Annotated in this window: 29 protein-coding genes, 1 pseudogene and 1 other annotated feature (1 of these 31 cut by a window edge); of the genes and pseudogenes, 22 read left to right on the forward strand and 8 right to left on the reverse strand. The window is 39.8% G+C overall.

Annotated features, from left to right (window positions below; translation table 11 throughout):
* Positions 1–155, forward strand: a binding site (T-box leader); it begins 68 nt to the left of the window's first position.
* A 68-nt stretch (positions 156–223) separates the two neighbouring features.
* Positions 224–1,495 (forward strand): tyrosine--tRNA ligase, encoded by a 1,272-nt coding sequence (gene tyrS / locus O2S85_RS07115; RefSeq protein WP_269412507.1) that lies wholly within the window; start codon positions 224–226, stop codon positions 1,493–1,495.
* Between the two features lie 151 nt (positions 1,496–1,646).
* The gene (locus O2S85_RS07120) at positions 1,647–1,889 is read left to right on the forward strand and encodes a hypothetical protein (protein ID WP_269411975.1); all 243 of its coding nucleotides are present in this window, start codon (positions 1,647–1,649) and stop codon (positions 1,887–1,889) included.
* 225 nt (positions 1,890–2,114) lie between these two features.
* Here O2S85_RS07120 and rpsD read toward each other — a convergent pair whose 3' ends face one another.
* Both rpsD and O2S85_RS07130 read right to left on the reverse strand, forming a co-directional pair.
* Positions 2,115–2,717 carry a 30S ribosomal protein S4 gene (gene rpsD / locus O2S85_RS07125; protein WP_269411976.1) on the reverse strand — a complete coding sequence of 201 codons (603 nt, stop codon included), beginning with the start codon at positions 2,715–2,717 and terminating at the stop codon, positions 2,115–2,117.
* Positions 2,718–3,078: 361 nt separating this feature from the next.
* Positions 3,079–3,567, reverse strand: a complete 489-nt coding sequence (locus O2S85_RS07130; RefSeq protein WP_269411977.1) for a free L-methionine (R)-S-oxide reductase MsrC — start codon at positions 3,565–3,567, stop codon at positions 3,079–3,081.
* Between the two features lie 116 nt (positions 3,568–3,683).
* On the opposite strand from O2S85_RS07130, the gene refZ reads away from it, so the two are divergent.
* From refZ to O2S85_RS07155, 5 genes are all read left to right on the forward strand, one after another.
* Complete coding sequence (refZ, locus tag O2S85_RS07135) at positions 3,684–4,292, forward strand: forespore capture DNA-binding protein RefZ (protein WP_269411978.1); 609 nt, start codon at positions 3,684–3,686, stop codon at positions 4,290–4,292.
* Positions 4,293–4,525: 233 nt separating this feature from the next.
* A complete protein-coding gene (gene ezrA, locus O2S85_RS07140) occupies positions 4,526–6,220 on the forward strand; it encodes a septation ring formation regulator EzrA (RefSeq protein ID WP_269411979.1) in 1,695 nt (564 codons plus the stop codon).
* 91 nt (positions 6,221–6,311) lie between these two features.
* Positions 6,312–7,451 (forward strand): cysteine desulfurase family protein, encoded by a 1,140-nt coding sequence (locus O2S85_RS07145; RefSeq protein ID WP_269412508.1) that lies wholly within the window; start codon positions 6,312–6,314, stop codon positions 7,449–7,451.
* Positions 7,452–7,457: 6 nt separating this feature from the next.
* Positions 7,458–8,660: a tRNA uracil 4-sulfurtransferase ThiI gene (thiI, locus tag O2S85_RS07150; protein ID WP_269411980.1), complete on the forward strand. Its 1,203-nt coding sequence runs from the start codon at positions 7,458–7,460 to the stop codon at positions 8,658–8,660.
* 130 nt (positions 8,661–8,790) lie between these two features.
* Complete coding sequence (locus tag O2S85_RS07155; RefSeq protein WP_269411981.1) at positions 8,791–8,988, forward strand: alpha/beta-type small acid-soluble spore protein; 198 nt, start codon at positions 8,791–8,793, stop codon at positions 8,986–8,988.
* 196 nt (positions 8,989–9,184) lie between these two features.
* Here the strand turns inward: O2S85_RS07155 and O2S85_RS07160 are convergent, their stop codons facing one another.
* Positions 9,185–9,985 carry an NAD kinase gene (locus O2S85_RS07160; RefSeq protein WP_269411982.1) on the reverse strand — a complete coding sequence of 267 codons (801 nt, stop codon included), beginning with the start codon at positions 9,983–9,985 and terminating at the stop codon, positions 9,185–9,187.
* Positions 9,986–10,232: 247 nt separating this feature from the next.
* Here O2S85_RS07160 and O2S85_RS07165 point away from each other — a divergent pair, with 247 nt between their 5' ends.
* The 6 genes from O2S85_RS07165 to O2S85_RS07190 all read left to right on the forward strand — a co-directional run bounded on the left by O2S85_RS07165 (position 10,233) and on the right by O2S85_RS07190 (position 14,872).
* Entirely contained in the window at positions 10,233–10,841 is a 609-nt protein-coding gene (locus O2S85_RS07165; RefSeq protein ID WP_269411983.1) for a DUF2953 domain-containing protein, read from the forward strand.
* A gap of 16 nt (positions 10,842–10,857) precedes the next feature.
* Positions 10,858–11,382, forward strand: a complete 525-nt coding sequence (gene ytfJ / locus O2S85_RS07170) for a GerW family sporulation protein (protein ID WP_269411984.1) — start codon at positions 10,858–10,860, stop codon at positions 11,380–11,382.
* Positions 11,383–11,511: 129 nt separating this feature from the next.
* On the forward strand, positions 11,512–12,012 hold the full coding sequence (tpx, locus tag O2S85_RS07175; RefSeq protein ID WP_269411985.1) for a thiol peroxidase: 501 nt from the start codon (positions 11,512–11,514) through the stop codon (positions 12,010–12,012).
* A 145-nt stretch (positions 12,013–12,157) separates the two neighbouring features.
* Positions 12,158–13,147 carry a class I SAM-dependent methyltransferase gene (locus O2S85_RS07180; protein ID WP_269411986.1) on the forward strand — a complete coding sequence of 330 codons (990 nt, stop codon included), beginning with the start codon at positions 12,158–12,160 and terminating at the stop codon, positions 13,145–13,147.
* Between the two features lie 5 nt (positions 13,148–13,152).
* Positions 13,153–14,334, forward strand: a complete 1,182-nt coding sequence (locus tag O2S85_RS07185) for an acetate kinase (RefSeq protein ID WP_269411987.1) — start codon at positions 13,153–13,155, stop codon at positions 14,332–14,334.
* A 40-nt stretch (positions 14,335–14,374) separates the two neighbouring features.
* Positions 14,375–14,872, forward strand: coding sequence for a MogA/MoaB family molybdenum cofactor biosynthesis protein (locus O2S85_RS07190; protein WP_269411988.1), 498 nt, complete (start codon positions 14,375–14,377; stop codon positions 14,870–14,872).
* A 94-nt stretch (positions 14,873–14,966) separates the two neighbouring features.
* Here the strand turns inward: O2S85_RS07190 and O2S85_RS07195 are convergent, their stop codons facing one another.
* Positions 14,967–15,401, reverse strand: coding sequence for a universal stress protein (locus O2S85_RS07195; protein ID WP_269411989.1), 435 nt, complete (start codon positions 15,399–15,401; stop codon positions 14,967–14,969).
* 132 nt (positions 15,402–15,533) lie between these two features.
* Here O2S85_RS07195 and O2S85_RS07200 point away from each other — a divergent pair, with 132 nt between their 5' ends.
* The 8 genes and pseudogenes from O2S85_RS07200 to O2S85_RS07235 all read left to right on the forward strand — a co-directional run bounded on the left by O2S85_RS07200 (position 15,534) and on the right by O2S85_RS07235 (position 21,607).
* Complete coding sequence (locus tag O2S85_RS07200; protein WP_269411990.1) at positions 15,534–15,686, forward strand: hypothetical protein; 153 nt, start codon at positions 15,534–15,536, stop codon at positions 15,684–15,686.
* A gap of 144 nt (positions 15,687–15,830) precedes the next feature.
* Complete coding sequence (locus tag O2S85_RS07205) at positions 15,831–16,589, forward strand: SDR family oxidoreductase (protein WP_269411991.1); 759 nt, start codon at positions 15,831–15,833, stop codon at positions 16,587–16,589.
* A gap of 51 nt (positions 16,590–16,640) precedes the next feature.
* Positions 16,641–16,982: pseudogene (locus tag O2S85_RS07210) on the forward strand (alanine dehydrogenase); the annotation flags it as partial.
* 544 nt (positions 16,983–17,526) lie between these two features.
* Positions 17,527–18,195, forward strand: a complete 669-nt coding sequence (locus O2S85_RS07215; protein WP_269411992.1) for a PspA/IM30 family protein — start codon at positions 17,527–17,529, stop codon at positions 18,193–18,195.
* Between the two features lie 116 nt (positions 18,196–18,311).
* Positions 18,312–18,992, forward strand: coding sequence for a metal-dependent hydrolase (locus tag O2S85_RS07220; RefSeq protein ID WP_269411993.1), 681 nt, complete (start codon positions 18,312–18,314; stop codon positions 18,990–18,992).
* Between the two features lie 174 nt (positions 18,993–19,166).
* On the forward strand, positions 19,167–19,922 hold the full coding sequence (locus O2S85_RS07225) for a prepilin peptidase (protein ID WP_269411994.1): 756 nt from the start codon (positions 19,167–19,169) through the stop codon (positions 19,920–19,922).
* 76 nt (positions 19,923–19,998) lie between these two features.
* Positions 19,999–20,229, forward strand: coding sequence for a hypothetical protein (locus O2S85_RS07230; protein WP_269411995.1), 231 nt, complete (start codon positions 19,999–20,001; stop codon positions 20,227–20,229).
* Positions 20,230–20,299: 70 nt separating this feature from the next.
* On the forward strand, positions 20,300–21,607 hold the full coding sequence (locus tag O2S85_RS07235) for a DRTGG domain-containing protein (RefSeq protein ID WP_269411996.1): 1,308 nt from the start codon (positions 20,300–20,302) through the stop codon (positions 21,605–21,607).
* Between the two features lie 74 nt (positions 21,608–21,681).
* Here the strand turns inward: O2S85_RS07235 and O2S85_RS07240 are convergent, their stop codons facing one another.
* Positions 21,682–21,987 (reverse strand): YtpI family protein, encoded by a 306-nt coding sequence (locus O2S85_RS07240; RefSeq protein ID WP_269411997.1) that lies wholly within the window; start codon positions 21,985–21,987, stop codon positions 21,682–21,684.
* A gap of 119 nt (positions 21,988–22,106) precedes the next feature.
* Here O2S85_RS07240 and O2S85_RS07245 point away from each other — a divergent pair, with 119 nt between their 5' ends.
* On the forward strand, positions 22,107–23,054 hold the full coding sequence (locus O2S85_RS07245; protein ID WP_269411998.1) for a DHH family phosphoesterase: 948 nt from the start codon (positions 22,107–22,109) through the stop codon (positions 23,052–23,054).
* Positions 23,055–23,134: 80 nt separating this feature from the next.
* On the opposite strand, the gene O2S85_RS07250 is transcribed toward O2S85_RS07245, so the two are convergent.
* The 3 genes from O2S85_RS07250 to ytrH form a co-directional block, all read right to left on the reverse strand.
* Positions 23,135–23,332, reverse strand: coding sequence for a YtzJ family protein (locus tag O2S85_RS07250; protein ID WP_269411999.1), 198 nt, complete (start codon positions 23,330–23,332; stop codon positions 23,135–23,137).
* Positions 23,333–23,481: 149 nt separating this feature from the next.
* Positions 23,482–23,991 (reverse strand): sporulation membrane protein YtrI, encoded by a 510-nt coding sequence (gene ytrI / locus O2S85_RS07255; RefSeq protein ID WP_269412000.1) that lies wholly within the window; start codon positions 23,989–23,991, stop codon positions 23,482–23,484.
* Positions 23,991–24,323, reverse strand: a complete 333-nt coding sequence (gene ytrH / locus O2S85_RS07260) for a sporulation membrane protein YtrH (protein ID WP_269412001.1) — start codon at positions 24,321–24,323, stop codon at positions 23,991–23,993. Before ytrH ends, ytrI begins: the two co-directional genes overlap by 1 nt.
* Between the last annotated feature and the right edge of the window lie 131 nt (positions 24,324–24,454).

Raw genomic sequence — 24,454 nt, forward strand, 5'->3', positions numbered from 1 at the left:
TGGTATATATTTGCCAAACGAATTACAATCTGGAGCTTTTTTCCGGTGGATCCTGGTATCCACCTGGAAAACGGTGTATCCATCGTTAACAACCCCAAAGTGGTGCATTTTGTGCAACAAGGGTGGTACCGCGAGTCAAGAGTCTCGTCCCTTATTTTCTAAGGGATGGGATTTTTTTATTTATTCAAAGATCAATATGCACAAAGGAGAATCGATAAATACGATGAATATTTTGGATGATTTACAAAATCGAGGACTCATTCAACAAACAACCGATTTTGAAGGGTTGCAAGACTATTTACAAAACAATCAAGTAACATTATATGCTGGCTTTGACCCAACGGCAGACAGTCTGCACATTGGTCATTTGGTTCCCATCCTGATGTTGAAACGATTTCAGGAAGCAGGGCACAGACCCATAGCTTTAATCGGTGGTGGAACCGGGATGATTGGTGATCCAAGTGGTCGTTCAACTGAGCGCTCATTAAATGAGGCCGCGGTTGTCAAAGGATTTAGCGACCGTATTAAACAGCAATTGGCTCATATCCTTGAGTTTGATCATGGTGATAATGCAGCAGTTGCCCGAAACAATCATGATTGGCTGGCGAGTATGACAGTGATTGATTTCTTACGTGATGCCGGGAAACATTTTGGCATTAATTATATGCTTGCCAAAGAATCGGTTTCAGCGCGAATTGAACAAGGAATATCGTATACAGAATTCAGTTACATGATTTTACAATCGTTGGATTTTCTTAAATTATACGAGCAAGAGGATTGTCGCCTGCAAATTGGTGGCAGTGATCAATGGGGTAATATTACAGCGGGAATGGAATTAATCCGCCGGACAAATGGACAAGCAGATGAGGAGATAAACGTTTTTGGGTTGACAGTACCGCTTATTACGAAAGCGGATGGTACCAAGTTTGGAAAAACGGCGGGTGGAGCGATATGGCTTGATCCGGAAAAAACAACCCCATATGAATTTTATCAGTTCTGGATTAATACCGATGATCGTGATGTCATCAAGTTTTTACAATACTTTACCTTTTTGCAGCAAGATGAGATTGAGCAATTGCAACAGGAGGTTCAGCACCATCCGGAAAATCGTGTAGCACAAAAACGACTGGCTGAAGAAGTCACGAGGATGGTACACAGCCAGGAAGCTCTGGAACAGGCGCAAAAAATCTCAGCATCCTTATTCAGTGGGGATTTAAAACAACTGTCTGCAAAGGATATTGAACAAGGATTCAAAGATGTACCAACATATGATATGGAGAAAGAGGACATCGGGTTAATTGACTTGTTGGTAAATGCATCTATTTCTTCGTCTAAACGGCAGGCAAGGGAAGACATCAAGAATGGTGCGATCTATATTAATGGCGAGCGAAACCAGGATATGCAATACACACTTACTGCGGACGATCGGATTGAGGATACGTTTACGATCATTCGAAGAGGGAAGAAAAAGTACTTTTTGGTTCAGTATCAGTAAAATGGACCTTTATCATTGAATGTAGTTCAGACGCTTTTGTATCACCATTGCCGGTTATATTGAGGTTGGTCTTAACATGATAACAGATTCTGAACTAACAATTACTTGATGAAAAGGATATTGACTAATTTGTTATTTAGAGGTGGTTTTTATGTTATACAGAGCTTTTAATTTTGGACTTTCCTTGACTATAGCTGGTTTTGTAATGATATTTTTTGCAAGAATGATATCGGATGCTGCTCTTTCAGGTGTGGAAACGGATATAGATGATTTTTTTGGTATTTTTGATAGTAGCACGTATCTTATCCCTTTTTCATTTTTAATTATTGGCTTGCCCTTTGTCATTATCATTCCATTAATTTGGCTTTATAAATGGAGTAATAAACGCACATAGTGCCATGAATTTATCACGCATTAATGGGCTCCCCCAACCTCTATCAGTGAGAGTAACTAAAAACAGGGAGTGGGGGGTTACAAACCGCTAATGCATGATTTAATAAAAGCGGGTATCCATAATGGGGTACCCGCTTGATTCATGAAAACTATATTTTTATATTGAATGATAAAAACCCCCTGGGATGCAATGTGCCCAAGGGGGAAAGCTTCTGAGTCCAAATGCTTAACGAGAGTAGAACTCAACGATTAACGCTTCATTGATTTCTGCTGGAAGCTCGGAACGTTCCGGATAACGGGAATACGTACCTTCCAATTTATCTTCATCAAAGGTTAGATATTCCGGTACAAAGTTATTTACTTCGATGGCTTCTTTTACGATGTCGAGGTTACGTGAACGTTCACGTAAGCCGATAACTTGACCTGGTTTTAGACGGTATGATGGGATATCCACACGTTTACCATCGACTGTAACATGACCATGGTTTACCAGCTGACGTGCCTGACTGCGTGTACGAGCTAAACCAAGGCGGAATACAATGTTGTCCAAGCGGGATTCAAGTAATATCATGAAGTTTTCACCATGGACACCTTTCATTTTACCAGCCTGGTTGAATGTATTTTTAAATTGACGCTCATTCAAGCCGTACAGGAAGCGAAGTTTTTGCTTCTCTTGCTGTTGCAAGCCATATTCGGAAACTTTCTTGCGTTGGTTCGGGCCATGTTGCCCAGGAGCGTAAGGGCGTTTATCCAATTCCTTACCAGTTCCAGTTAATGAAATGCCAAGACGACGGGATTTTTTCCATACAGATCCAGTAAATCGTGCCATTAGACATTTCCTCCTTTATATAAATTTTGCATAAAAATAAAAACCGTGTTCCTCCGCCTGCTCATTTTGTTTTCATGTACCATCGCTCCAGCAGCAGAGAGTTACACGATACACCTTTTAGGGGATATATCCCAAAGGAACAAAATGATAACATACGTGGTTCACATAGGCCGCTTTTATTTTACACAAAGCATAGTATATAAGTTTAATCGGTCAAAGTCAATGATTTTCTATTAATTATTTCCTGATAGGAAGGTATTTAAACAATGTACAGGTGGTTATTTAAAAAAGGGAGGAAATAATCCGAGTATTTTAAAAGTAGAATAACTGCAGCTTTATGGAAAGGCTGCAGTTATTGCTTTTATTTCACACTTAAAAATTCCTCTACTATCCTGGCAAATTTTTCAATATATTGTTCGTCTGTTTCGTCAAAACGGTGGGGGATTGGACTGTCAATATCAAGTACCCCATATGGTGCATCATCAATAATCAAGGGTACAACAATCTCCGACCTGCTGGCACTATCACAAGCGATATGTCCAGGGAATTGATTGACATCGGCAACACGCTGGGTGGTACGTTCTTTTAATGCAGTTCCACAAACACCTTTGCCATATGGAATCCGGATACAGGCAGGCAGTCCTTGAAATGGCCCAAGAACCAGTTCATCTTCCTTCCAAAGATAGAATCCGACCCAATTGACATCAGTTAAAAATTGGTTTAACAAAGCGGATGCGTTAGCCATGATTGCGATTGGATCTGTTTCTCCCTCTGATAATGCCTGCAGTTGTTTGAGTACTAATTCGTAATCTTCTTGTTTACTTCCGGAATAAGTTTGTGCTTGAAACATAGGTCATTTTCCTTTCCTCAATAGGTATATTCGACATTATTCAGCGGGAAATGTCGAGAAGAAATTGCAGGATATTCGTTCACTTTGTCGTAAATAGGAAATAAGGAGATGAGTACATGAGTACATTGAAAAATAATCCCTCAAAACAAAAAGTTATGGATGCTGCTTCTTCCTTGTTTTTTCAAAAGGGGTTTCACGGTACTTCAGTTCGGGATATTGCTGATAAGGCCTGTGTTAACGTATCACTCATAAGTTATTATTTTAAAAGTAAACAAGGTCTCCTGGAACATGGAGTAACAACATACTATGAATTATACCTTCAGTTGATAGAAGAAACGTTACAGGCATCCGAGAACGATTCTGCAATAACCAGATTGAAAAAACTTATTGAAACCATTATACAGTATCGGCAAAAGAATCATCAATTTTCTTGTTTTATTTTACGTGAACTCTCTCTTGACTCCGTATTTGTCAGAGAAATGGCGGTTACGTACATCGCTAAAGAAAATCACTATATAAGCAATACCTTCTATTCGATATTGAACAAAAAGCAAAAACCGGATCAGCAATTTTTATTAATGCAGTTAAAGGGAATGCTGATCACTCCGTACGTTTTACAAAACGAATGGAAAAATCAAGTCGTTGGCGAATTCTCACATACCGCGTTTGTCAGAAAATATGTACGAATCATCCACGATTGGCTGGATTATATTGTACAGGATTAAAAACAGAGGATAAAATGAACAAGCCATGTTCTTTTTCCTGCTTTTCAAGAAAAAATTTGTCAAATCATTAATTTATTTGATTTTTTTTAGCCAAAATTGCCGTTTACATGGTATCATAAGTATATTAATAATTGAATGAACCTATATAAATTAAAATAATACCTGTTTTTCAAGATATTTTACTATGGAAATATCCTCTTATACAGGAAAGAATCATGGCTAGGAGGTCTCGTATGGCAGTTATCATTGGAACAATATTGGTTATCATCGCTTTAATTATTGTTGGCCTTATTTTACGAAAACGGGTATATGATGTTGTGGACCAGCAAGAAAGCTGGAAAATGGATATTTTAAACCGGAATGTTGCAGCTGAACTTCAACGAATTAAAAGTTTAAATTTATCAGGTGAAACCCAGGAGAAATTTGAAACATGGAAAGAACGCTGGGAATCGGTTGTAACCAAGGAACTACCTGACATTGAAGAACATTTGCTTGATGCCGAACAAGCTGCTGACAGGTACCGTTTCTCAAAAGCCAAGAAAATTTTACGTGTTTCTGAACAAACATTAACATCGATTGAAGCAAATATTGAACAGATCGTACAGGAATTGGAACAGTTACTTGATTCCGAGGAAACAAGCCGGTTGGAAGTAGAACAAATGGAACCGGAAATAAAGGCACTGCGGAAAAAGCTGTCCCAATATCGTTATCAGTATGGTAAAGCAGAGAACCATTTTGAGCTGGCGTTAGATGAACTGGAAGAAAAGCTGACAAGTTATTACACTTTGACGAATTCCGGCGATTATTATGAAGCACAGCAAGTTGTTGACATGCTGAAACAGGAATTGGCAACGCTAAAAGAACAAATGGAGGCTTTCCCGTCTATTTATAAAGCCTGCAAACAAGAACTGCCTGCCCAGTTAGATGAGTTATATGCCGGTTTAAAGAGTATGAAACAAGATGGCTATCGTGTAGAACATCTCGGGTTTGAAAAAGAAATTTATAATTACCAGCAACGGTTAGCTGACTGTGTTCGTCTGTTGGACAAAGGGAATTTGGAAGAGGCAAAATCGCTAATTCCGGAACTGGAAGAACGTATGAAAGAAATGTATACACTTCTGGAAAAGGAAGCAATCGCAAAAAATTATATCGAGACGCAAGTTCCCAACTATGGACGCTTAATTCAGGAGCTGGATCAATCATTTCTGGAAACAAAGACAGAAGTAGAATCCCTAAAAAAAGCCTATTACTTTGAAGATGATGATATGGAAAAATATTTAACTTTGGCAAATTCCATTACCCAGCTAAAAAACCAACTAAATGAGTTGTCGAATGAAATAGAAAATGATACCAAATCTCATGCCGAGTTACGTGAAATCGTCGAGGCGGGATTCCAACAAATCGACTCAATACAGGCTGCACATGAGGACTTTAAAAAACGCATCCGCAATTTACGAAAGGACGAATTGGAAGCGAAAGAAGAACTCGCGAATATAAAGGCTGAATTGAATGATACGATAAGAAGACTGAATAAAAGTAATGTCCCGGGTGTACCTGCTTTTATTTGGGGAATGGCGGAAACAGCGAATGAAAAAAATATGCAAGTATTAAAGGCATTGGAAAAGCAGCCATTGGATGTCACAGAAGTTCAATATGCCCTGGCAGAAGCAAAGAACGAAATAAATGCACTTGTGGAACAAACAGATCTCATGTTGGATCAAGCATATTTAACAGAGCAGGTCATCCAATATGCGAACCGGTATCGAAGCAAGTATCCGTTGTTGGGAGCGAAATTAGCGGAAGCGGAACGGCTGTTTAGATCGTACGAATATGAATTATCATTGGAGCAGGCTGCAAAAGCTTTGGAAGAAATTGACCCCGATGCGTTAAAGCGAATTGAAGCAAGTCAGGAAGAAGTCACGTATTAATAATACAGAAGGCTGTCTTATGGAATGGAAGATTAAACTTCTTTTCTTTTGAGTCAGCCTTATCTATTTTCCATAAAAAGAGGTTAGAATGATGATTTATTTAGATAATAGTGCAACAACAAAACCCCATCCAGAAGTATTAAAAAGTTTTCAGCAAGTTTCGGAAACCTTTTTTGCCAACCCTTCTTCAATACATCAATTTGGGGGGGAAGCAGAAAAGCTGTTAATGAAAGCAAGGGAGCAGGTGGCACAGTTATTACATGTTGATTCGGGTGAAATTATTTTCACGTCAGGTGGAACAGAAGGGAACAATACGGCGCTAAAAGGAATCGCTTTGCAGCATCATGAAAGAGGCAAACATATCATTACAACAGAAATTGAGCATCCGTCAGTTCTGGAAACATGTCAATCATTGGAAAAATTAGGGTTTGAGGTTACGTATTTACCTGTAAATCAAAATGGTGTAGTATCTATAACGGACGTAAAAGAAGCGATTCGAAATGACACGATTCTCATCACTGTCATGCATGTCAATAATGAGCTTGGATCTATTCAGCCAGTTGAAGAAATTGGGCAGATCGCAAAGCAATATCCCAAATTAATGTTCCATGTGGATGATGTACAAGGGTTGGGCAAACTACCGTTACAGCTTGCGGAGAGTGGAATTGATCTTTGTACCATGTCCGGACATAAAATTCACGGGGTAAAGGGAACGGGTATCCTTTATGTGAATAAGCATGTACGGTTGTTTCCCTTAATTCATGGTGGTAATCAGGAGCACGCTGTCCGATCCGGCACGGAAAATTTGGCCGGTGCTGTTTCGCTTGCCAAAGCACTCCGGTTAATAATGGTTAAACAAAAAAATGATGCTACGAAATTGTACAAGCTAAACAAATATCTTCGCAGCGAGTTAGGTAAACTCAATGGTGTTATCATCAACACACCCGAACAGGCTGCACCACATATTATCAATTTCTCTGTTCCCGGGTTAAAGCCTGAGGTTTTGATTCACATGCTTGGGGAGCAGGAAATCTATATCTCAACCAAATCAGCTTGTTCTTCCAAACTAACGGATGAAAGTAAAATTTTAGCCGCTTGTGATTTGGATAAAGCACGGACAACATCTGCTTTACGGATAAGTATATCGTATGATACGACAATGGAAGAATTGGCCACGTTCGTCAAAACGTTAGATAATGCAATTAAACAACTTAAAGAAGTACTGGAGTAGATATACATGGAGTTTGATCACTTACTAATTCGTTACGGTGAAATGGCTTTAAAAGGAAAAAACATTAAACAATTTATTGTGAAATTGCAGGAGAATATCCAGCAAAAATTGCATGATTATCCCAAAGTAAAGGTGAAACGGACACAAGGAAGAATGTTTGTGCAGTTAAATGGACAGGATCCGGAACCGATTATTGCAAAATGCAAACAAATTTTTGGTATTCAAAGTTTGAGTCTGGCGATTAAAGTGGAAAATGAGGAACAACAAATAAAAGATGCGGCCTTATATGCGTTAGTGAACAGTAATGATGTAAAGACGTTCAAGGTTTCCGTAAAACGAATTGATAAAAATTTCCCGATCCGGTCACAGCAAATGAATCAGGTTATTGGTGGGCACTTGTTAAGCAATACGTCCGGTTATACGGTCGATGTTCATCATCCGGATTTGGAGATCAAGGTCGAAATCCGTACTGAAGCCACCTATATTACATCTAGCGTTGTTCCGGGTTTGGGAGGATTACCAGTTGGCACGTCGGGAAAGACTTTACTGATGTTATCCGGTGGAATTGATAGTCCTGTTGCTGGGTATTTGGCAATGAAACGCGGTGTTGAAATCGAAGCCATTCATTTTCATTCCCCACCATTCACGAGTGAGCGGGCAAAGCAAAAGGTTTTGGATTTGGCAAGCAAATTAACGGAATACGGCAATTCCGTCAAGGTTCATGTTATACCATTTACAAAACTCCAGCAGCATATCTTCCGGGAAATGCCTGATGGATATGCGATGACAATTATGCGGCGTATGATGTTCCGTATTAGCCAAATGCTTTGCGAGCGAGAAAATATTCTTTCGATCACTACAGGGGAAAGTCTTGGACAAGTCGCAAGCCAAACAATGGAAAGTATGCATGCTATTAATGAAGTAACCAGTTTGCCAGTACTGCGGCCGTTAATTGCGATGGATAAGAATGATATCATCCAGATTTCCCGCCGGATTAATACGTATGATATCTCGATTCGACCGTATGAAGATTGCTGCACCATTTTTGTACCGAAATCACCCAAAACAAGACCATCAAGGGAAAAGGTTAATTATTTTGAAGGGCAAATGGATGTTACAGAAATGCTTCATGAAGCTGTTCAGAACTCGGAAACAGTCAGGATGACCGGTAAGTTGGATACAATGCAGGAATTTGATGGATTGCTTTAAGTGTGTATTCCAATCCAAAAGATTAACTCACTGGTAAATTGGTTTGTAACTAACAGGAACTACCAATAGAAAACCTGTATGTTTGCCTTCCTTGTTACACATTCTATAGGTACCAAGGAGGTGAGGAACAATGGCTTCTAACAACTCAAACCAATTGGTTGTACCTGGTGTACAACAAGCATTGGATCAAATGAAGACTGAGATTGCTCAAGAATTTGGTGTAAATCTTGGTGCTGACACTACTTCCCGCGCTAACGGTTCTGTAGGTGGAGAAATTACAAAACGTCTTGTAACAATGGCCGAGCAACAATTTGGGGGTCATCAATAACAACAATTCAATATGATTTGGCTTGAGGGCTGTCCTATTAGGATAGTCCTCTTATTGTTTCTAATGTTTTATTTCGCATGAGACCCTTGCTTCAAGATTTCAAGATCAAATGAGGGCAAATAAGCGAGGAACAACTGCCGGTAAATGTCCGGTTTTCAGTGGGGGCAAGGAAACCCCCACTTAATGAAGTTTCACTTTATAAAAATGTTCGTTTTACACGATCCCAATAGGAATTGTTTTTTAGTTTTACCGTTTTGATTACCTTGTCGCTCAAGGTTACAGTGATATTTTGGATGTTCTTTACAGGAAAAGCCTCATTGTCCAGACCAATAATCGGATAGTCGTTGCCATCTTGTACAATATCCAAGGTTAATTTACGATCACTGTTAAGCACAAATGATGAACCAAGTGTACGATAGCGGTTGTTGTTAAGAGAGGCGAGCTCTGATACTTGAAAACATGGTATTTTGGGATCAATTACCGCACCGTTGGTTGACCTGTTATAACCGGTTGATCCAGTAGGTGTAGCAATAATTAATCCATCTCCGCGAAATGTTTCGAAATAATGGTCATCGATTTGCACGTCGATAACGATTGTTTTAATAATAGTAGAACGTACACTGACCTCGTTTAAACAATGAAATGTCGTCCCTTGGTTAATTTGCACGTCAATGACCGGGAATTTGCGTACTTCCACTTCGGCATTCTCTATGGTATCAAGTATATCGTCAAAGCTATCCAAATTAAAATCACAATAAAGGCCAGATTCATCTGAGCGGGTAATTCCCACATACAAACAATCTTGGCGAAAATCTGTTTTACGTACCCCCTGTAAAAAGCTTCCATCTCCGCCAATACTAATAATAATGCTTGCATCTTTCGGTTCCGTGACAATAGTAAAGCCGTTTTTTTGGGCTAAGTCAAATAATGGTGTTAATGTATCCTCTATATTTGGTGCTTGATTATAATAGAAATAGATGTTTTTACGGTTTGGCATGTTAGTCATTGCCTCCATTTAGAGTAGTTATATGGTTTATATAGTAAATTGCCGACTTAGTTCGTAACAAGCGGTATTCACAATGTAAGTGTATCATGTTGTTGCTGTTATTTCTATTAATAGCTAAAGGCACTCCAGTTTCAAGCGTGTGAGCTGGTTGATTATCGTTTTACTGGTTAAAAACTGTAATGATGTATCAAAATAGAAATAGAATGAATAAAATTTCCATTATGGGGAGTCGATAGCTTTGGTATGGATTATTGTAGGGATATTGTTAGTCATTATTTTTATAATCCTGTTATTTTCACGGGTACATATTACCTGTTCATTAACCTGCAGTAACCAAAAACAGCGATTGACTTTGCAATTTCGGTTTTACGGGATTCGCTTCTTTACCAAAGAAATCGATTTGGCACAATTGGAAACAACTAATCGATGGGAGCAGAAATTAGTTAATAAGGATATCCGTGAAAAACTTGAAATGATCCAATCCGCCATTAGACACTTTTTTGAATCCATTCGAGACATGGTTACGATAGCACAGACATTCCTAGATAAAGTATATTTCCATCAACTCAAGTGGCATACGCGTATTGGGACAGGTGATGCTAGTACGACAGGGATGGCAACTGGAGGTGTATGGGCAACAAAAGGAATGGTGGTCGGTATGTTAGATCAATGGAGCCAACTGAAATGTTCACCGGACTTTGGTGTTGTACCTGAGTTTAATCGGAAATATGTATATTCCGAATTTGATTGTATGGTATCGATTAGAATTGGACAAGCTATACACGCGTTTTTTAAAGCGATCCAAAAGTCATCGTTTCGAAAAAGAGAAAGGGAATCATTCATTTAAGAAGGAGGATTATAAAATGGCGGAACATCCAATTCAAGGCCTAATGACAACAGCAATGGAAAACCTGAAAGATATGGTTGAGGTCAATACAATTATCGGTGATCCGGTCGAGTCACCCGACGGAAGTGTGATTATACCTGTTTCAAAAGTCGGATTTGGTTTTGCTGCAGGTGGTAGTGAATTTAACGGAAAAAGTCAAGGATCCGATCAAGACGACAGTGATAGTGGTGGTGACAGTAGTAGTGGACAAGATAGCCTGCCGTTTGGTGGAGGAAGTGGCGGAGGAGTGTCCATCACACCCGTTGCTTTTTTAATCGTTAGTGCAAAAGGTATCAAGATGGTTCATTTGGATGGGAATACGCATTTGGTTGAAAAAATGCTTGAGTTTGCCCCACAAGTGGTGGAAAAAATTCAGCAAATGATTCGCGAATCCGGTAGTTCAAAAAAATCATCCAAACAAAAAGAACAAAAGGGGCAGAAAGAAGAGAAACAGCAAAAGGAAGAGAAGTCCGAAAAGGAACAATCCATTTATGATATATAAATGCGTATTGTCCTGCTTAATGGTAGGTTCACAAAAATGTTGTTATTTCGACGGGCAAGATAATGGACACCTATCTAAGGATTATCCATAATAAGAAGTGAAGACAATGAATAAGGAGGAATGATTCATATGGCAAATGTCACATTCGCTCAAGATCCTGTCACACTTCTTGGAACGGAAATTAAGGTAGGGGATAGTGCACCAAACTTTACGGTATTATCCAATGATATGCAGGAGGTATCACTGGATAACTATCAGGGAAAAGTTAAATTGATTGCATCCGTACCATCAGTTGATACAGGGGTATGTTCTGCAGAAACCAAACGCTTTAATGAAGAGGCTGATAAAATTCCAGGTGTTCAAGTATTAACGATTAGTATGGATCTGCCTTTTGCACAAAACCGTTGGTGCGCAGCAAACGGTATTAAAAATCTTGACACATTATCAGATCATCGCGATGCTGATTTTGGAGAGAAATATGGCGTATTAATCAAGGAACTTCGGTTATTGGCGCGGGCCATTTTTGTGGTTGATTCAAACAATACGGTTACATATGTTGAATATGTCGACGAAGTAACGAATCATCCCGATTATGACAAGGCATTGGAAGCCGTTAAAGCTGCGAAATAATGAAAAAAGTCTCTCTTGCTGCTAGCTGGAGAGATTTTTTTGAGAAGAGCCCTCAGATCGAAAAAATACCTCCAATTTTTGTACATCCCCCCTCGGATTTTGGTACAATAGGAACGTTTAAGGGCTAGGATCGGAGGAAAAACATATGAAAAAAACAAATATGGAAACACTTTTTGCATTAATCGATGATGCAGTAGAAAATATCCAGCAACAAGAAAATGAACCTTATTTGGACAGCCTGGTAATCGTGCTTGAATGTCTTTTCAATAATGATGTAAACACAAGCGATGATATTCAAAAACAAAAAATACAACAGTTCATTCAAGATATCGAGCTTGATTATTATAAACCAGAGGAAATAAAAACAGCGATCGAGTTTGCTATTTTAAAAGGTATGAGAAATTCCACCCAACAACAACATTTCATGACCCCGGAGACTGTGTCATTATTGATCGCCTATCTGGCTGAAAAGTTGTTTGCGGGTAAGGAGACATTACGTGTTTTTGATCCAGCCTGTGGGACAGGGAGCTTACTGTCCACAGTAATAAAACAGGTAAAGAAAAAAACAACGGCATTCGGCAGTGAAATAGATCCAACTTTAATCAGACTTGCCCTGGTAACTGCAAATCTGTACGAGGAACCGATTGAATTCTTTCATCAGGATAGTTTGCGTCCGTTTTTGCTGGATCCTGTTGACCTGGTTGTTGCCGATTTGCCGGTGGGATATTATCCGGATGATCTGCGGGCAAATGAGTATGAATTACATGCCGAACAGGGTCATTCCTATGCACATCATTTGTTTATTGAACAAAGCATGAACTATACGAAAGAAGCGGGTTATTTAATTTTTGTCATTCCTGATTTTTTGTTTGATAGTGATCAATCAGATAAACTGCATGCGTATCTACAGCAACACGCCCATATTGTTGGGGTGCTGCGTTTACCGGATAGTGCAGTTAAATCAGATAAAAACGGAAAAAGTTTATTGGTTTTACAGAAAAAAGGCCAACAAACAAGCACACCAAAACAGCCGTTGCTTGTTCATTTACCATCATTCAAAAATACCAAAGCAATGAATGATATATTGGATCAAATGAACAGCTGGTTTGCGAATTATTTAAATGTGAGGAGTTAAACAATATGCTTATTTTAGCAATTAATGCAGGAAGTTCATCGTTGAAGTTTCAGTTAATTCAAATGCCGGAGGAACATGTATTGGCCAAAGGGTTATTTGAACGTATTGGGCTTTCTGATTCGATATTCACCTACGAAATTAATGGGGAAAAGGAAAAAATGGCCGGGGATCTACCGGATCATGAGGCCGCAGTTAAATGGTTATTGGAACAATTAAAAACTTCTGGAGTCATTCAGTCACTGGACGAGATTGGTGCAGTTGGTCATAGGGTAGTACACGGTGGGGAACGGTTTACAGACTCGGTGAAAATAACCGATGAAGTAATTCAGCAGATTGAAGCAGTATCTGAATTGGCTCCATTGCATAACCCGGCCAATTTACTGGGAATTCAAGCATTCCGGGAAGTACTGCCAAATGTCCCAATGGTTGCGGTATTTGATACTGCTTTTCATCAAACCATGCCGGAACGGTCGTATTTATATAGTTTGCCATATGAATATTATGAGCAATACGGAATCCGTAAATACGGGTTTCACGGTACATCACACAAATATGTTTCGCAGCGGGCTTCAGAGTTATTGGAAATACCGTTGGATCAGTTGCGTCTTATTTCCTGCCATCTGGGAAATGGTGCAAGTATCACAGCAATTGATAAAGGAAAATCAATTGATACATCGATGGGCTTTACCCCACTTGCTGGTGTTACCATGGGAACTCGTTCCGGTAATATTGACCCGGCGCTTATTCCCTACATCATGGAAAAAACCGGACAAACTGCTGAGGAGGTTATTAACGTTCTCAATAAACAAAGTGGAATGCTTGCATTATCCGGGTTTTCAAGTGATTTACGTGACATTGAGGAAAAAAAGGATGAGAATGATCGGGCGGAACTGGCTTTGGAGGTTTTTGCGGCAAGAATTCATAAATATTTAGGCTCATATGCTGCCAGGATGTCTGGTGTTGATGCAATTATTTTTACTGCAGGAGTTGGTGAAAACAGTACAACAATTCGCGAAAAGGTATTAACCGGATTGGAATTTATGGGAGTATACTGGGATCCGGCACGAAACAATGTACATGGAAAAGAAACCTTTATCAATTATCCGCACTCACCAGTAAAGGTCCTCATCATTCCAACAAACGAAGAGGTAATGATTGCGCGTGATACGGTACGCTTGACAACATGATTCGAAAATATGCAGGGATAATGAATATGGGGGACAGACAATGGTACATCAGGTTGCACATAAAAAAGTAAACTGCATGATTATTACAGTTAGTGATACGCGTACGAAAGAGACGGATAAAAGTGGAAAGCTAATGGCAGAACTGCTTGAACAGGCAGGTCATCATGTGAAGTTTGCGGAAATTGTAACGGATGATGAAATAGCCATTCAAACGATGGTGGAAAGAGGCGTGCAAGATGCCAATATTGAAGTTATCTTGTTGAACGGCGGGACAGGCATTTCAGCGCGTGATGTGACGATTGAAACGGTTAAAGGAATGTTGCATAAAGAAATAAGCGGCTTTGGAGAAATTTTTCGGATGCTAAGTTATCAAGAAGATATCGGATCGCCAGCAATTCTTTCACGGGCAATTGCCGGCACGATTGAAGGTACAGCACTATTTTCCACACCAGGATCGACAGGGGCTGTTAGACTGGCAATGAATAAATTAATCATTCCCGAGCTTCCCCATGTTGTTCACGAACTAAATAAGAATTGAAGAAAAAACGCTGCCTTTAATAAAAGGAGCGTTTTATTTTTGTTTATTATAATAAGAGCGTCCGGGACAGGAAGCATTGTAACAGTACATCCAATTATCGTACCACCAATACATCACAATTGGCATAACGGGTGATGCTTTCAGAAACACTGCCAATAAGAAATCGTTCCACCGCATTTAATCCGGTTGCGCCACAAATGATTAAATCTGCTTCATATGCGGCAGCGACATCTTTTGCGATTTTTACCTTGGGTGAACCATATTCAATGCAATGTGCCAGATTTTCGACACCAGCTGCCCTTGCTTTTTTTGAATAGCCATTCAGTAAATCGTTTGCATAGCGTTCTGCACGCTCAGAAAGGGTTTTATCATATGCCTCCGCTGTGGCGAATGTACGAGAGTCAACAATATGGGTAAGAATGAGCTGGGAATCATTTCGTTTGGCAATATCCAGTGATTTTTTAAACGCTGCATCAGACGCATCGGAACCATCCAGGGCAACAACAATATGCTTATATGCAAAATCCATGAGTAACTCCCCCTTTTTTCATCTATACGTCTATACCCCATTTTTGTGTATGGTAATCTTGTTTAATAATGGATTTAAAAATAACCTATGGATCGTCGCCTTTAACACATACTAATTTTGGAGGTGATTTTATTGGGAAAGAGCAATAAGTTTATTGAGGATAAAAAGGGTATTGAAGCGGTACAAAATCAATTGATTGAAAGTTATCAAAGCGGTGTAATTGAGGATAAGGATAATTTATCCAATAACAGAAGTATCCACACGTTTAACAATCAGAAAAAATAAGTTGATCAAATCCATCCCGCTTTTCGGGGTGGATTTTTACAATGGGACGACAGATGCTGTTTTCAATTTTATTTGATTGGCCGCAATCTTATGGTATAATTCGATTCATAATATAGGTGTTCTTATTGAAAGGGAGGGGAAAATTTGGGGCATGCACTGATAACAGCAGGAACTTCCGGTTTGGGAAGAATGGTAACCGAATTATTCTTGCAACATGGTCATCATGTAACAACAACTTATCATAGCAATAAGGAAAAGGCGATGCAGGTAAAACAGAACCTTTCCTCCTATCAAGATGCATTAAATATTGTGCAAGCCGATGTTACGGATAAACAAAGCATTGAACAGTTGGTGACTAAAGCAGTAAACAAATATGGGGGTGTTGATTATCTGATTAATAATGCCGGCCCATTTATTTTTGAACGTAAAAAATTGCTTGATTATACGGAAGATGAATGGCATGAAATGATGTATGGAAATTTGGATGCCATTTTTTATTTATTAAAATTAACGGTTCCATATATGCGTAAGCAGCGATTTGGGCGTATTGTCAACTACGGATTTCAAGGTGCAAATACAGCTTCAGGCTGGATATACCGCTCGGCGTTTGCGGCCGCTAAAAGTGGCTTGGCTTCATTGACCAAATCGGTAGCTTTTGAGGAAGCGGAGTACCAAATCACGGCAAATATGGTTTGTCCGGGTAATATTGAAGGGGAAATGAAGGAATCAACAATCGCAAAAAGCCGGATGAAATATGATGACCAGACACCAATAGGGAGATCTGGAACCGGTGAAGATATCGCCCGGATGATTTTGTTTTTATGTGATCAGGACTCTGATATGATCACGGGAACTGTTTTTGAAATCACCGGTGGTTTGGATGTAATCAATCGTTTTCGTTAACCGTTGTTACAGGTTGTAGCGATCGCCTAAAAAGTACAGGGAGGTTTTGAGGTGAAAATAGGGGTACCTAAGGAAATAAAAAACAATGAAAACAGGGTAGCAATGACGCCAGCTGGAGTAGTAACATTGAAAAACGCCGGACATGACGTATACGTGGAAACAGGCGCCGGCCTTGGTTCAAGCTTCACGGACGATGAATATGAAGCAGCCGGAGCTATTGTTACACCTACAGCAAAAGAAGCTTGGGCACAAGAAATGGTTATGAAAGTAAAAGAACCACTTCCAGAGGAATACAATTATTTTTATGAAGGGCTAATTTTATTTACATATTTACACTTGGCAAATGAACCTGAGTTAACGAGGACGATGATTGAGAAAAAAGTAAAAGGAATCAACACATTGGATGGCTATGTCACCTATCAGGCTGTAGCTGAGGCACATGGTTTAGATTATAGCTCTACCGATACGCTATTGGAGAAATAAATGATGCTGAAGGAGGCTAATTCCACATTGGATAGTCTCCTTTTTTGACAAGTAAAGAAAATATAAAAATCTAGGCTTTATTCAGCTCGTGACAAAGCAGGCCACGTCTGGCTCCAGCGCCCAGCAACTAGCAAACTTCACACTTCTTCACTACGATAAGTCAACATCGGTTCGCTTCCAGCTCACCGTGTTTCCTTTATCTCATTGCGAAGTGCTCCAGTTTGTACGTTGCTAACCGGGCGCTTACGCCTTTGTTCTAAAAATTGAAACCTTTGCTACATCCGATTCGTATAGATTGATACAATCGCGCTATTTTTCGGTATATTGGTATGTATGTTTCCGGTACACCAGGCCCAACCTAACAAAGATTGGTATTTTGGCAGGGGGTGGCTGTTATATAGCCGTTGAATTTGTGCCGAATAAATGGTGTCAAAATAAAATAGGAGGTCGGCATATGTTTAAATTTTTTAAACGAGTATCTACTTTAGTGCGATCGGAACTGAATGCATCCCTTGACAAGGCAGAAGATCCGGTGAAAATGCTTGACCAGTTTATGCGGGATATGGCAGAGGACATCCGTGAAGTGGAAACTGGTGTTGCCAAGCAGATGGCAAATGAAAAGATGTTAAAGCGTAAAAAAGATGATGTATTGACACTGATTGAAAAACGTCAAAAACAAGCAGAACAAGCAATTGAGGCCGGTAATGATGACATGGCGCGCCGTGCGCTGGAGGATAAGCACGAACATGAACAACAGGCAGAGGCGTTGACTGCATCATGGGAGCAAGCTAATGCTGATACAGAAATATCCCGTGATAAGCTTGCCGAGATGAAGAAGGAATATCAGGAAATGAAATTAAAGAAAGATACATTGCAAGCTCGGGCTGAATCAGCAAAGACAAGGACGAAAATGAATCGAACCATGTCTGCAATTGGCAGTGACGAATCGAAACAGGGTTTTGAGCGTATGGAGGAAAAGGTAATGCAGTATGAGGCCGAAGCAGAAACGAGTGAAGATCTGCGTACTTCCCGTACATTGGAAGATGAATTTGAGGAATTGAACAGCGATAAAAAGATTGATGATGAATTGGCTGCCTTAAAACGGAAGATGGGAAGAGAATAAAATGATACGTTAAAATGTTTTTAATCGACGCATGAAAAAAACATAAAACGGGTAGAGGATATATGTAACTTTTATCGAAATATATAATTGGAGCAAAAAGAGAAGGAGAGATAGACATGAAGTTATCATACCATGGTCAATCCGTTGTACTTGTTGAAACGTCGAAACACAGGATATTATTTGATCCATTTATTTCCGGTAATGACAAGTGTGATCTGGATGCCAGCACAGTTAAAGCAGATGTTATTTTGCTTACACATGGGCATAATGATCATGTTGGCGATACAGTAGATATTGCCAAGCGAAATGATGCCCTGGTTGTAGCACCAAATGAACTGGCCAATTATATGGCTACAAAAGGACTCCGCACCCACGCAATGCATATTGGCGGGGCACATCAATTTGAATTTGGAAAAGTGAAACTAACTCAAGCATTTCACGGTTCTTCCTATACTGAGGATGATGGCAGTATTATATACACGGGAATGCCTGCTGGAATCTTATTAACTGTTGAGGGTAAAACAATCTACCACGTCGGTGACACCGGACTGTTCTCCGATTTGAAGTTGATTGGTGATCGAAATGATATCGATGTTGCCTTTGTACCAATTGGCGATAACTTTACCATGGGTCCGGAAGATGCACTAGTTGCTGCGGATTGGATTCAGGCAAAAACAGTTGTTCCAATACACTATAATACTTTCCCGTTAATTGAACAAGATGCTGGTGCGTTCGCTGACAAGGTTAAAGCCGGAGAGGGAAAAGTGTTGGAGATCGGTGAATCAATGGAACTTTAAAGAAAAACATACAAACGCAGGCCTTATTTGATGGCTTGCGTTTTTTAAATTCCAATTTTGGGTTAAGAGCCCCAATTTTTTATTACTATGCAGTATTTAGTAAAGTTAGTAGATTTTTTGGTCACTATATAGTACTATAGTTATAGTTCTATAGTATTGGATGTGACGCGAAAAATGACTGTACAAATAACGGTCTTATTTTTTACACTGGGTCTTATCTTTGGTTCGTTTTTTAATGTTGTCGGATTACGATTACCGGCAAAACTGTCATTTGCGAACGATCGATCCATGTGTCCGCAATGTAAGCATATACTTTCCTGGTATGAGCTTGTGCCGGTTCTGTCCTACCTGAAGCAATTAGGAAGATGCAGACATTGCCATACAGCTATCTCGCTAATGTATCCGGTCATAGAAGTTCTGACTGGATTGCTCTTTGCATATAGTTATCTCCGGCATGGGTTGGGGTTGGAACTCGTCATTGCCATCTGCTTCATGTCCATGCTTGTCATTATTTTGGTTGCTGATATCAGCTATATGCTCATTCCGGATCGTGTCTTGCTATTTTTTTTACCACTATTTATTATCCTGCGTGTCATTCAACCTCTTCATCCATGGTGGTCCTCTATCGTTGGTGGAATCCTTGCCTTTGTTCTAATTGCTGTTATCATTCTTGTTAGCCGCGGTGGTATGGGCGCTGGCGACATGAAATTATTCGGTGTACTTGGCATTGTACTAGGAGTCAAACAAGTGATGCTGGCTTTCATTTTATCGTGTATGATTGGTGCCATTGTTAGTTTGTTTTTGCTATTATTGAAACGAATTAATCGCCGACAGCCTTTCCCATTTGGTCCATACATTGTTGTAGCAGCGATCATCAGCTATTTTGATGGATATTCCCTTATAAACTGGTATATGCAATTATTTTCATAGTTGGTAACAGCGTATATGGTGTACAAGCATGAAATAATTATCTCCTTCATAAACTATAAGCATATGGAGGTGATTAATGATGCGTCACTATGCAGTTTTGCGTTTATTATTGGCAGGTTTTTTTCTATATTTTGCCTGGCCATATATCCCTGAAGCCTCGTCTCAATTGGAATTCATTTTTTGGGGGCTTTGGCTGCTGTTTTTCTTGCTGGTAGTTGGTGCGAACCTTGCTGTGCTTTTACAAATGAACAATCCGCCGGTTATGGAACAGGAACGTGTTAGAGAGCGGCAAACGCTAAAATATTGAGGTGAAACCAAATCAACTGTATAATAAAGAAAAATCATAATGGTTAGTACAGTTGAAAGTCGGTGAACAAATGGCAACAAAGCATGAGCAGATATTACAACATATTATGGCGTTAGGAGTAGGCAATAAAATATCCGTACGACAAATTGCCAAAGACTTAAATGTAAGTGAAGGCACCGCATACCGGGCGATAAAAGAAGCGGAAAATCAAGGGCTGGTAAGTACCATCGAACGCGTTGGAACCATAAGAATCGAGCGAAAGAGAAAAGAAAACTTTGAGCGATTAACATTTGCCGAAGTGATCAATATTGTAGATGGACAGGTTTTGGGGGGAAAGGAAGGCCTGCACAAAACCTTGAATAAATTTTTGATCGGGGCAATGCAGCTGGAAGCAATGATGCGCTACACGGAAGCAGATTCCCTTTTGATTGTTGGTAATCGGGTTAAAGCCCATGAATTGGCCATCAAAGCGGGTGCCTCCGTGTTAATAACAGGCGGGTTTGACACGGCTGATCATATCAAGGCATTGGCAGATGAAAAGCAAATTCCAATCATGTCAACAAGTTATGACACGTTTACGGTGGCCTCCATGATTAATCGGGCCATCTATGACCAGTTAATTAAAAAAGAAATCGTTTTTGTAGAAGACATCTCAACACCGCTTGAACAATCTTTCTATTTAAATACGAAGGATCCTTTACAACGATGGTACGAATTGAATGAACTGTCGGAGCACTCCAGATTTCCGGTTGTGGGGGAAAAGAACCGTGTGGCTGGAATGGTAACCTCAAGAGACATTATCGGCAAAAGTCCGGACACATTGATCGAAAAAGTAATGACCAAAAACCCTACCGTAGTACAGGCAAAAACCTCGCTTGCCTATGTCGCACATATGATGGTTTGGGAAGGCATTGAACTGGTCCCTGTCGTCAACCAATCCCATGAACTGCGGGGAATTATCTCCCGGCAGGACGTTTTAAAGGCGCTGCAGCAAATCCAGCGGCAGCCACAAATTGGCGACACCATCGATGATATTGTATCGTCAACCATTAGCACTGTTGAGGGGGAAGAGTCGGTTTTTCAAGCTGAAGTAACCCCGCAAATGACAAACCAGCTTGGTACGTTATCGAACGGGGTATTTACATCATTGATCACTGAAGCAAGCAGTCGTTTGCTGTTGCAGGCGAAACGGGGTGAACTGGTTGTGGAGAATATAACGGTATACTTTCTGAAACCAGTACAAATTGACAGCAAGGTTATGATTAAACCGCGATTGGTTGATGTAGGAAGAATTTATGCAAAAATCGATGTCGAAGTGTATAATGATCAGCAGTTAATCGGGAAAGGGTTATTAATGGCGCAGCTTATTGACCGTTAATCGGGCTTGGAAACGGATTTTGCCTTGCAGTTATTTAGTGTATTACATGAAAAAAGCTGACTATCGGATGATAATCAGCTTTCATTCCCGTTAGGGTACAGACGTTTCCATTCGTTGCGGTAGTGTTTGGATTCCTTTATTCCCAAATTAAGCTGCATGCCCCCTAGAATCAGAAAAATTATCCCAATGAACAGGGAGAGCTTGGTTTGATAATATAAGTATTGGTTAATGCCAAATACAAGCACAAATATACCAAGACATATCCGGGATTTTGCGTTAAAATAGGCTTGTGTTAGCTTATCCTTGTTTCGTATAACGGCAACCTTGTAATAAATATATAAAACAAGTGCAATCGCAACAATAATTGGTAGAATGACCATCAGAATTTTCGCTCCTGTATTAGTTTTGCAGACATGAGTAACTGCGATAACTAACATCTATTGTAGCTTGTTTTTATGAATTAAGCCAGAATAAACTTAAAACAGAAGGAGAACTTACGATGAATTTTGACGCAATCATCCAGGCGATTGAGGATTATGGGATCATTATCATTCACCGTCATGTCCGACCGGATCCCGATGCATACGGATCACAAGCTGGATTAGGACAGTTGATCAAACAAACGTATCCAAATAAGCAAGTTTATTTAGCTGGGGAAGAAGACCCGTCACTTACATTTCTTGCACGAATGGATACGATCGATGACAATGTCTACCAAGGGGCATTGGTAATTGTATGTGATACTGCCAATACTGAACGAATTGATGATACCCGCTATGATAAAGGTGATAAATTGATCAAAATCGACCATCACCCAAATGTTGATCCATACGGTGATATTGTCTTGGTGGATACCGAGGCAAGCTCAACTAGTGAAATTATTTACGATTTATATGTCCACGCAAAAGCAGCGGGTTATCAAATGAACAATGAAGCTGCCAGATTGATTTATGGCGGGATTGTCGGAGATACAGGGAGATTTCTGTTTCCAAGTACAACGAAGAAAACCTTTCAATATGCGGCTGAACTTGTAACCTATTCATTTGATCGGACACAACTCTACGATGGCATGTATCAGATGGATGAAAACATTGCCCGCCTACAGGGATACATATTACAAAACTATACCCTGACACCTTCAGGAATGTGCAGTATTAAAATAACCAGTCAATTATTGAGTGAATACCGCATAAAACCGGAGGAAACAAGTCAAATTGTTGGTACATTGGGCGATATTTCGGGGATTAAGGCTTGGGTTATATTTATTGAAGAAGCGAACGATATTCGTGTTCGACTAAGATCAAAAGGTCCGGTCGTGAATACCGTTGCTGCAAAGTTTGGCGGCGGTGGTCATCCAATGGCTGCAGGGGCTACCGTTGCCAATTGGGAAGAGACAGAGCGGGTTGTCCGTGATTTGGAAAGGGTATGTAAAAACTACCAGGGATAGGTAATATAAATCTAAAGAAGTGCTGGTTTCCATAGTGGGAAATCAGCACAGTTTATTGATTCGCTCTTTGGACTTTACGATTAGCTGCTCACTTTTTCCTGAAGTGGTAAAAACCAGCATCCTGCGTCCGTTTGGTCATAAACAACTTGTAACTGTTGTTTAATGATTTGACGCTTGATCAGGCGAATTAACTCACTGGATTCAGCATAGACCGTTTGCCCGGATTTAAGTTGCTTAATCTTTTCATCGCGAATTTGATTTTCTGGCATGATAAGCATGCTTACCACTCCTTTCCATAAAGGTAGTATATGAAGCTGGTAAAATAAATGAAACCCTTTTCGCGATTTTTTGTGGATGATTTCTATATGTTCATTATACAAAAAGCGGGAAACTTACGCTATAAATTTTTATAAATTTCACAAAACATTCACGCAGGACTATTGTTTTTTGCTGTCACGGTTATTTTTAACGTTCTGGCAAATGTTATTTTTGTTACGGTAAAATAATAGTTGAAATCCTCAATGGCGAATTCTTTGTTTTCGATCGTACTGGTTAGAAGTTGGTCACTCTCTGAAACAATACTTACTTTTTGGCCGATTACATGTTTTAGTTCTTCTTTGATCATTTCCTCCATTTGATAGACGACCAATTGGCTAAGCTTTAAGGTTTTAGCATTTGCAATGGTGACCTCCATGGATTCGATGGTTAATTGCTCTTCGTTTTTCTCATCCAAATCCTTTTTATCCTCCAATAATGCTTCATTCTGGTTTTTAAGTTCGGTCACTTGTGATTGTAATTCCAGGTTGGTTTCAAACAGACGCTGGTACATGGAATTATACATGTAGGCAAAAACACAATAGGCAATAACCCCACCAATCAGCGCCCCTACGAAAAATCGCTGCCAAACTGCCTTTTTGTGATAAGGTGGGATATGCATCAGTCTACATCCTCCTGAATGAACCAGCTAATAAGGATAATTGCTGTTTTGACGCCTCCCATTGCAGACAGGATTAATAGTACTTGCTTGAATACGTCTATTGTATGACCGTCAAGCAGCCCTTTTTCAAAATTGGCGATCGCATCAAACGTTCCGCCAATTGCTGCTACAATTGCCCAGATTCTTAATCGTTTGGCTATATGACTCATCGCAGTAAACGGGGCATCCCCAGTAGCAAATGATCCGATGCTACCGATAATTGTACCGCCAATTAGCACACCGAACGCGATAAAATAACAATGAATGAATGAAGCGATGAAACGTTCCTCCATTGATATGCTCTCCCTTATCCTATGCTTTTCCCATTATATGTTTGGGCAGGACAAGATATGTTAAGCGGAAAATACTTGGGACATGCATACCGGCGATATGTTCGCTATAATAATTCTTAGAGATAGAAAAG

This window comes from Lentibacillus daqui, assembly GCF_027186265.1.
GTDB classification, from domain to species: Bacteria; Bacillota; Bacilli; order Bacillales; family Amphibacillaceae; genus Lentibacillus_C; species Lentibacillus_C daqui.